General features: G+C 61.8%; 8 protein-coding genes. 3 read left to right on the top strand and 5 right to left on the bottom strand.

The genetic code is table 11. The features are described 5' to 3' along the window. The 3 genes from EOC06_RS43140 to EOC06_RS22320 all read left to right on the top strand — a co-directional run. Window positions 1-200: L-rhamnose mutarotase (locus EOC06_RS43140; protein WP_245469901.1), on the top strand; the 200-nt coding region annotated here is incomplete at its 5' end. Continuing rightward, window positions 196-1269 (top strand): Gfo/Idh/MocA family protein, encoded by a 1074-nt coding sequence (locus tag EOC06_RS22325; protein ID WP_206631233.1) that lies wholly within the window; start codon window positions 196-198, stop codon window positions 1267-1269. The genes EOC06_RS43140 and EOC06_RS22325, both read left to right, overlap by 5 nt. Further along, window positions 1266-1721, top strand: a complete 456-nt coding sequence (locus tag EOC06_RS22320; protein WP_164781743.1) for a MaoC/PaaZ C-terminal domain-containing protein — start codon at window positions 1266-1268, stop codon at window positions 1719-1721. Before EOC06_RS22325 ends, EOC06_RS22320 begins: the two co-directional genes overlap by 4 nt. 27 nt (window positions 1722-1748) lie before the next feature. On the opposite strand, the gene EOC06_RS22315 is transcribed toward EOC06_RS22320, so the two are convergent. From EOC06_RS22315 to phnY, 5 genes are all read right to left on the bottom strand, one after another. Continuing rightward, the gene (locus EOC06_RS22315) at window positions 1749-3761 is read right to left on the bottom strand and encodes a putative 2-aminoethylphosphonate ABC transporter permease subunit (RefSeq protein WP_127320015.1); all 2013 of its coding nucleotides are present in this window, start codon (window positions 3759-3761) and stop codon (window positions 1749-1751) included. Then, window positions 3745-4878, bottom strand: a complete 1134-nt coding sequence (locus EOC06_RS22310; RefSeq protein WP_127270136.1) for a putative 2-aminoethylphosphonate ABC transporter ATP-binding protein — start codon at window positions 4876-4878, stop codon at window positions 3745-3747. Before EOC06_RS22310 ends, EOC06_RS22315 begins: the two co-directional genes overlap by 17 nt. 122 nt (window positions 4879-5000) lie before the next feature. Further along, window positions 5001-6026: a putative 2-aminoethylphosphonate ABC transporter substrate-binding protein gene (locus EOC06_RS22305; protein ID WP_127266991.1), complete on the bottom strand. Its 1026-nt coding sequence runs from the start codon at window positions 6024-6026 to the stop codon at window positions 5001-5003. Between the two features lie 400 nt (window positions 6027-6426). Then, window positions 6427-7785, bottom strand: a complete 1359-nt coding sequence (locus EOC06_RS22300; RefSeq protein ID WP_128308805.1) for an aspartate aminotransferase family protein — start codon at window positions 7783-7785, stop codon at window positions 6427-6429. 72 nt (window positions 7786-7857) lie between these two features. Continuing rightward, window positions 7858-9315, bottom strand: a complete 1458-nt coding sequence (gene phnY, locus EOC06_RS22295; RefSeq protein ID WP_127811141.1) for a phosphonoacetaldehyde dehydrogenase — start codon at window positions 9313-9315, stop codon at window positions 7858-7860. Between the last annotated feature and the right edge of the window lie 55 nt (window positions 9316-9370).

Below are 9370 nucleotides of genomic sequence, written 5' to 3'. Positions count from 1 at the left end.
ACCTGAAGCGGCCGGAGAACCTGCTGTTCAGCACTTTCGAATATCACGGCAGCGACTACGAAGCCGACATGGCGAAGATGGCGGCCGATCCGAAGACGCAGGAATGGTGGGCGGTCTGCATGCCATGCCAGGAGCCGCTGGCGACGCGCAAAGAGGGCGAGTGGTGGGCCGAGATGGACGAGGTCTTCCATCATGATTGAAGGCGGTTTCGACCCTGCCTTGCTCGTTCAATCCTGGCCAAAACCCTCAAAACCCCGGCCGATCGTCACTTTCGGCGCCGGATCGATCGTCGGCGACGCGCATTTCCCGGCCTACAGGAAGGCCGGCTTTCCAGTAGCCGGGCTGTATGATCCTGATCATGCCAGGGCTGAAAAGCTGGCCAGCCAATGGGGCGTGACGGCCTTTGGCTCGGTCGAAGAAGCTGCTGCCGTCGAGGGCGCGATCTTCGATCTTGCCACCCCGCCGTCGCGTCATGCCGATGTGCTGAAGTTCTTGCCTGATGGCGCGGTGGCGCTGATCCAGAAGCCGATGGGCAGCAACCTTGCCGAGGCGACCGCGATCCTCGAGATCTGCCGCGCCCGGAAGCTGCACGCAGCGGTGAACTTCCAATTGCGCTTCGCGCCGATGATGCTGGCGCTCAAGGATGCCGTCGGCAAGGGCTGGCTCGGCGAGATCGTCGACTTCGACGCCTGGCTGGCGCTGGCGACGCCGTGGGAGCTTTGGGAATTCCTGCTCAAGGCGCCGCGCGTCGAGATCGCCATGCATTCGATCCACTATCTCGACCTGATCCGGCAATTGCTCGGCGACCCCAAGGGTGTGCACGCCAAGACGCTCGGCCATCCCAACCATGCCGTGGCGCAGACGCGCACCAGCGCCATTCTCGACTATGGCGACACCGTGCGCTGCGCGCTGTCGATCAACCACGACCACAAGTTCGGCCGCCGGCACCAGGCCTGCGAGTTCCGCATCTGCGGCACAGAAGGTGCCGCCTATCTCAAGCTGGGTCTCAACCTCGATTATCCCACAGGTGAACCGGATGTGCTGGAGATTTACCCCAAGGGTGGAACGGACTGGGTCGCGGTGCCCTTGGCCGGCGAGTGGTTTCCAGACGCCTTCGTCGGCCGCATGGCCAATGTCCAGCGTTTTGCCACCGGAGAAGATGCTATGCTGATCAGTCCGGTCGAGGATGCCTGGAGCACGATGGCGCTGGTCGAGGCGGCGTATCAGTCGAGTGCGGCACCGGCGACGCCGATTGCGGAAAGACCCTGATGGAACAGATCCAGTATTTCGAAGACTATGAGATTGGCGCGTCGCGCCTGACCAGCGGCCGCACCATCACCGAGACCGACTTCATCGTCCATGCCGGCCACACCGGCGATTTCTTCCCGCACCACATGGACGCCGAGTTCATGAAGACGACGCCATTCGGCCAGCGCATCGCGCACGGCACGCTGGTGTTCTCGGTCGGCATCGGGCTGACGGCAACCGTCATCAACCCTGTCGCCTTTTCCTACGGCTACGACCGGTTGCGCTTCATCAAGCCGGTGTTCATCGGCGACACGATCCGGACGCGCACCACAATTACGGCCAGGGAAGACGACCCGAAGAGGCCGGGGTCGGGACGGGTGATCGAACGCTGCGAGGTGATCAACCAGCGCGGCGAAGTGGTGCTGGCGGCCGACCACATCTACATCGTCGAACGCAGGCCGACGCAGGGCTGAGACTTGGGAAAGTCCTAGAGCATTTCATTATCGTACCCGCCAACCCTGAGTTCTTTTCAGGATACCTTTCGAAACAGCCAAGTGAATGATCCGCGCGAATGCGTTGGTGTAGAAGATCATCATGCCCATGGCAGCAGCAGGCGCGGTGTCGCCAGCGTCGTCCATGTTGAGCACTGCAACCGAGGCGAGCGCCGTGTGTGTTGTATAGATGAAGACCACCGCGGAAACCGTCGTCATGGCGTTGACGAAAAGATAGATCGAGATGTCAAGGATTGCCGGCAGACAGATCGGCACTGTCACCCGCGTGAACAGGCGATAGAAAGGCTGCTTCAGCGAGGCCGCGACCGGCTCGAACTCACGATCGATCTGCTTCAGCGCCGTCAGGGCCGTCAAATGACCGACCGTGTAAAAGTGCGTCACGGTGCAGACGACCAGGATCGCCATTGTGCCGTAGATCGCGTGCAGCGGATTGGCCGGATTGTTGAAGAAGAAAATATAGGCCAGGCCAAGCACAAGCCCCGGCACCGCCATCGGCAGCATGGCGAGGAAGTGGAAGGCTGCCCGTCCGGTCCTGAAGCCTTCGGTCTTTTCGACGATGTAAGCGCCGACGAAGACGATGACGGTTCCAAACACAGCGGTGAGCAACGAGAGCGTGATCGAGTTGTAGTAAGAAGCCCAGCCTCCGCCATCCATGCGACCGAACGCGAAATTCTTCAGGCTGAGACTGAGGTCGTAGGGCCAGAACTTGACCAGCGCGGCGTACTGGCAAATGCCGATGATGCCGGCGATGAACAACGCGACCAGGCTGCAATAAGCCAGACAGACCAGGTCGAAGCGGCGATTGGGTTTTGCCTCGTAAGGCACCGAGCGGGCCGACAGGAGCGAAACCTGCCTACGCTGGACCAGGCGGTCGACGACGAAGGCGGCGATGGCCGGGATCAGCAAGATGACCGAGACCACCGCCCCCATCTCGAAATTCTGCTGACCAATCACTTGCTTGTAGATATCGACGGCGAGCACGTTGAACTGGCCGCCGATGACCTTCGGCAAGCCGAAATCGGTGATGACGAGCGTAAACACGACAAACGCCGCGGAGATCAAACCGTAGCGCGCGCCCGGAATGGTAACGACCCAGAACGTCCGCCACTTGCTGGCGCGCAGCGAAGCGGCGGCTTCATATTGGCGCTGGTCGGAGATCGCCAGTGCCGTCGAGATAATGATCAGAGCATGGGGAAAGGTGAAGAATATCGAGCCGACGACAATCCCCAACGGACCGTAGATCGATATGCCGCCAAGCAGGCTTTTCAACAGGCCCTGGTTGCCGAACAGATAGATGAGGGCGATGCCGGGCAGTAGCGACGGCACCAGGATGGGAGCCATGGCGATGAGCCTGAATAGGCCCTTGAAGCGCATCTTGCTTCGGTTCAAAGCGTAGGCGAAGCCGAAGGCTATGCCGACCGTGATGATGGTGCTGATCAGCGCGATCAGGAAGGAGTTCTGGATCGAGCGGAACAGCGTTGGCGTCGAGAAGTAGGTTGTGTAGTTGTCCAACCCAAGCTCGCGCGCGGGCCTCAGCATAATGCGCCGAAAGGTGTTCGAATCGACTTCCTGCCATTCGGTGCCGCGGTGGAGTTGCGTGCCGATCAGGAAATAAGCGTCATCGGTCGTGCCGCGGACCTTGTATTTGACCGGGCTGCGGAAACTGAAATCCGGAAAGAAGCTGGTGGCCGGTAGCCGACCATCGGAACTGGTCGCAAGCTTTTCTGGCGGGACCGCGGCGAGTTTCTCGTTCAGAGCGGCGGCCGTCACTGGCTCGCCGAAATTGCCGAGCTTGTCGCTGACCTGGAATTCGAACGCGCCAAGATCGAAGCTGTAGGTCGAGAACGATTTCGACAGCATCACGTAGAGCGGGGCTGCCAGCGACAGGACCAGATAGAACGAGATGACGACCAGCAGGCCGCGCTTGATCAACTCGTCCTTGTCGAGCGACTGTCGGAGCGCCCGACCGGACGGCATCAGGATATCAGTTGCCGCCGCCATGGCGCTCTCCTTGCGGGAAGACAAGCAGTCGGTCGGCGGGCAGTTCCACCGTTAGCGCTCCGCCTTCGGCGAGGCCGAGACGCCGCGTGGCGTTGACCGAGAAATCGGCGATCAGAATCTCGTCTCCAAGCTCTCCGCCGCGCAGCCGGGTGCGCCAGAACGAACCCAGGAATTCCATTTCACCGACGGTCACTTCGATCAGGTTTTCCGAAGTCTTCACCACATCGGGTGCTCCAGGCGAGCGCGAACCCGGCCCGTGTGGAATCACGTCTTCCGGTCGAATGGCGGCGACGACTGCTTCGCCGTTCGCAAAGCTGTGCGGCGCGCATCTGAAAGCCTTCGTCCCGAAGCCTACCGAATCTGCTCCTACCGTCGCATCGAACTTGTTGGTCTCGCCGATGAAATCGGCGACGAACAGCGTCCTGGGATGGCGATAGATTTCAGTCGGGCTGCCGACCTGCTCGATGACGCCATGGTTCATGACTACAATGCGGTCGGCCAACGACAATGCTTCTTCCTGGTCGTGCGTAACCATGATCGTGGTGACGCCGAGCTTGCGCTGCAGCCCCTTGATCTCGTGGCGCAAGTGCACGCGCACCTTGGCGTCGAGCGCCGACAGCGGCTCGTCGAGCAGAAGCAGGCCGGGCGAGGTGGCGATGGCCCGAGCGAGCGCGATGCGCTGCTGCTGCCCGCCGGAAAGCTGCGCTGGGTATTTCTTCGCCTGATCGGGCAAGCCGACCAGCATGAGCAATTCCTTGACGCGGGCATCGATCTCGGCGCGCGGCCGTTTGGTGTTTTCCAGGCCAAAGGCGATGTTCCTTTCAATCGTCAGATTGGGAAACAGCGCGTAGGACTGAAACACGATGCCGTAGTCGCGTTTTGACGGCGGCAGCGTTGAGATATCCCTGCCCCCCTGGCGGACGACGCCTCTGGTCTGCAGGTCGAGGCCGGCGACGGCGCGCAGCAGCGTGGTCTTGCCGCAACCCGAAGGGCCGAGAAAGCAGATGAATTCGCCTTCGTTGATGTCGAGCGAGATGTCCTTCAGCGCATGGAACTCGCCGAAGGCCTTCCAGAGATGTTCGATCCGCAGGTAAGCCGTGTTGCCGGCAGCGGTCATGGGATGCACCTCGGCCAGCGTTGCCGATAGATCAGCGACGGGTTCGTGTCTCATTTTGACCATCCGGGAAGAGTTACGAGAAGGGCGCCGCTCTGACGGCGCCCTGTCGAAATGCTCTGCGTCTAGCTCTTGGGCTCAGACTTGGCGTCGTAGCGCTTCGTCCACTCGTCGAGAATGGCCTTGCGGTGGTTGGCCGCCCACTCGAAGTCATTGTCGATCATCTTGGACTCGATATCTGCGGGCAGGAATTCGACCGGCTTGGCGACATTCGGCATAGCCAGAACCGCATAACCTACATTGTACATCTCGTTGGCCTCCTTGCTGATCGACCAGTCGAGCAGCGTTTTGGCGGCTTCGAGATTTTTCGTTCCCGCAACGATCGCGGATGCCTCCATGTCCCAGCCGATGCCTTCGGACGGGATGACGATATCGAGGGGAGCGCCCTCCTTCTTCGATTTCGCGGCGCGGAACTCGAACGAGATGCCGATTACGGTTTCACCGGCGGCGGCCATTTTGCACGGCTTCGAACCAGAATGCGTGTAGGCATCAATATTCTGATGCAGGGCATCCATATAGGCCCAACCATCCTTCTCGCCGAACAACTGCAGCCAGCTCGATACATCGAGGAAGCCGGTGCCGGACGAGGCCGGGTTCGGCATCACGATGTGACCCTTGTATTCCGGCTTGGTAAGATCTTTCCAGCTGGTCGGCTCGGCGAGGCCAAGCTTTTTGCCCTCCACGGTGTTGAAGCAGATCGAAGCCGCCCAGGCGTCCATGCCAACCCAGGCCGGTGGCGTGTCCTTGTCGACAAACTTCGGCTTGAGCAATTCGACGCCTTTTGGCGCGTAGGGCTCAAGCATGCCTTCGGTCTTCAGCACCAGAAGCGATGTAGCGGCAAGGCCCCAGACAACGTCGGCCTGCGGATTGTCCTTTTCGGCCAACAGCTTGGCGGTAACGACACCCGTGGAGTCGCGGACAAAGTTCAGTTTGATGTCGGGATGGCTCTTTGTGAAAGTCTCGGCGTAGCGGGCGAGATCTTCGGCTTCAATGGCGGTATAGACTGTCAGTTCGGAGGTTTCGGCAAAGGCGGCGGATGACATCAATGCCGCGGCGAAGGCCATTGCGATAGTTGCGTTGCGCGATTTCATGCTCAGTTCCCCTTTGATTGTTGGCACATTCTGCGATGCACTGTGACGATCGCGCCGGTGGACATTGCGGCCCTGTAGCGCTTGTGGATGTCGTCGTTGGGTCAACTCTGGGGATTGGTGATCGATAAGTAAAATCTATTTATTTTATGACAGACAAACTTCTACTGATAGTCGTCATGGAACTGTCGCATGCCTGTTGCGGCCGCTATTTCGCGCTTGCGAAAGCCCACGATTGGCAACGGAGACGGTTATGGTCAGCCGAACGAAACGCCCGTTGTCTGTGCCCGCAAACGCGGGTCGGACGAGCGGACAGTCACCACCAGATCGCCCCCCCTCGCCCGCAAGCCCGCGTCGATTTCGGGGCATTCGAGCTCGCGGTCGGTGCGCACGGCCTTCATGGTCAGGCCGCCAGCACGGCGGTCTCGAGGATGTCGAGCGCACGATCGAGATCAGCTTTCGAAATGACCAGCGGCGGCGACAGCGTCAGCACATTGCCCTGGCTGACCTTGAAGCTCAGCCCCTGCCCCAGGCAAGCATAGAAGACGCGTTCGGCGAGATCGCGCGCCGGCTCGCGCGTATCGCGATCCTCGACGAGCTCGACGCCGACCATCAGTCCCCTGCCCCTGACGTCGCCGACATGGGGCGAGCGCGCCATCAGGTGCTGCATACGCTCCAGCATGTGCCGGCCAAGTTCGGCCGCGCGTTCGACCAATCCTTCCTCCAGGATGATGTCGATCGTCGTCAGTGCGGCGCGGGTCGTCACCGGGTTCTTCTCGTGGGTGTAGTGGCCGATCGCGAAGCCACCGGTGACGTCGAGGTCGCGGCGCGCGATGACGGCGGCGATCGGCAGGATGCCGCCGCCGAGCGACTTGCCGAGGACGACGATGTCGGGCGTCACATCATCATGCTCGTGGGCGAAGAATTTTCCCGTCTTGCCCAGCCCGGTCGGGATCTCGTCGAAGATCAGCAGCGTGCCGTGCCGGTCGCAGGCTTCGCGAACCCGCTTCCAGAAACCGGGCGGCGGCGGGTTGGGCGTCGCCCGCATCGGTTCTGCGACGACCGCCGCCACGTCCTGTTCGCGGCCGAGCACATAGGCGATCATGTTGGCGCAAGCGAGCCCCGAGGTTTCGAGGGAATCGTGGCCATAGGGACAGCGATAGCCGTCCCAGGGTGCGACGTGCTCGGTGCCGGTCATCATCGGGCCTGATATGTGCGAGCGGAAGGTCGCCTCGCCGCCGAGGCTTGCAGCGCCGAAGCCGGCCCCGTGGAACGCATCCCAGAACGACACCGTCTTGAAGCGGCCGGTCGCGGCGCGGGCGATCTTCAGCGCGACCTCGATGGCATCCGAACCACCGGTGGTGAACAGCACCTTGCCGAGATCGCCGGGCGCCAATGCCGCCAGCTTCTCCGCCAGCTCGACGGCGGGCTCGCAGGTAAAGCGGCGCGGCGCAAAGCAGAGCTCATCGAGCTGCTTTTTGATCGCCGTGACCAGCCTTGGATGGCCGTAGCCGAGGTGATGCACGCTGTTGCCGTGGAAATCCATGAAGCGGCGGCCAGCGGTGTCCTCGATCCAGATGCCTTGCGCCTTCGCGATGGTCGAAAGGCAGGGGCTGGACAGACTCTGGTGCATGAAGGCAGCCGCGTCGCGATCGAGCAAGCCGCGGATCCGCGGATCGTCCTGCCCGGCATCCCATCGGCCGCGAGCCGCTGTGGTGTTGGAATCGCCTTCGGTGTGCACAAGCTCTTTGATCGCGGCCATCATGGTCTCCGAAACGCGAATGAGGGAGCGGCGAACGCTCCCTCGGTTGTCTTATCCGTCAATGCCGCCCGGTCAGGACCAGGGCAGCGAAAATGTCTTCACATTGGTGTAGCTCTTCATCGCCTCGATGACGCCTTCCTTGTAGCCATTGCCCGAATCCTTGATGCCGCCGAAGGGCGACATCTCGATGCGGTAGCCCGGCACTTCCCAGATGTTGACGGTGCCGACCTGAAGGCCGGCGATGTATTTCTGCATGCGCGGAAAAGAGTTGGTGCAGACGCCCGACGACAGGCCGAAGGCGGTCGAGTTGGACAGTGCGATCAGCGCATCATCGTCGTCCGGCGCGCGAACGATCGGGATGATCGGGCCGAACGTCTCCTCCATCACCAATTCGGATGTGTGAGGAACGCGATCGACGACGATCGGCGGCAGCAACGCGCCCTGACGACCCGGATTGTAGAGGATTTCGGCGCCCTGCTCGGCGGCCATGTGGACGCGGGCTTCGAACAGCGCCGCCGCCTTCTCGTGCACGACGGTGCCAAGGTCGGTCGAGCGGTCCATCGGATCGCCGAAGCGGATTTTTTTCGCCCGCTCCAGCACCAGCGGCACGAAGCGGTCGGCGACGCTTTCCTGAACCAGGATGCGCTTGACCGCGGTGCAGCGCTGGCCGGAGTTCTTTGTCGCGCCGGCGACGGCCAGATCCGCGGCTCTGGCCAGATCCTCGTCGGAGAGATCGTTGAGGATGATTAGCGGGTCGTTGCCGCCGAGTTCCAGCACCTGGCGCTTGTAGCCGGCGGTGCGGGCGATCATCTTGCCGACCGGCACGCCGCCGGTGAAAGTGATCAGGTCGATATTGTCGTTGGTGATCATCTCGTTGCCGATGTCTGCGGGCCAGCCGGTCACCACCGACAGCATTTCGGGCGGCAGACCGGCTTCATAGAGAATGTCGGCCAGGAGAAGCGCCGTCATCGGCGTCAATTCGGTCGGCTTGACCACCACGCAATTGTTGGTGGCGATCGCCGGCGCCACCTTGTGCGAGACCATGTTGAGCGGGTGGTTGAACGGCGTGATCGCCGAGATCGCCTTCAACGGCTCGCGGGTGGTGAAGATCTTGCGCGCCTTGCCGTGCGGGGTGAGGTCGCAGGAGAAGATCTGGCCGTCATCCTGGATGCACATCTGCGCCGACAGCGTGAACACGTCATAGGCACGGCCGACCTCATAGAGCGAGTCCGTCTTGGAGATGCCGAGCTCGAGCGTGATGAGATCGGAGATTTCTTCGCGGCGCGACGCCAATGCCTCGGCGGCGCGGAACAGGATCTGCTGACGCTCGTAGCGCGTCAGCTTCGATTTGTAGCTGGCGGCGATCTCGAATGCTTTTCGCGCGTGCTCGGCACGCCCGGCCGGCACCGTGCCGATGACGGTGTCGTTCCAGGGGTAGCGCACCTCGACGACGCCGTCGGCATCAACTTTCTTGCCGGCAATGCGCATCGGCTCGTGGCGGACTGTGATGGCTGGGTCGAGCTTGGTCATGGGTTCTGCTCCAGCAGATTCTTGGGTACGTCGCGGGGTCGACCCCCACTCCGGC

Source organism: Mesorhizobium sp. M7A.F.Ca.MR.362.00.0.0 (genome assembly GCF_004023175.1).
Taxonomy (GTDB): domain Bacteria; phylum Pseudomonadota; class Alphaproteobacteria; order Rhizobiales; family Rhizobiaceae; genus Mesorhizobium.
Note: the sequence above shows the minus strand (reverse complement) of the source record. Positions and strands in the feature narration are given on the sequence as shown.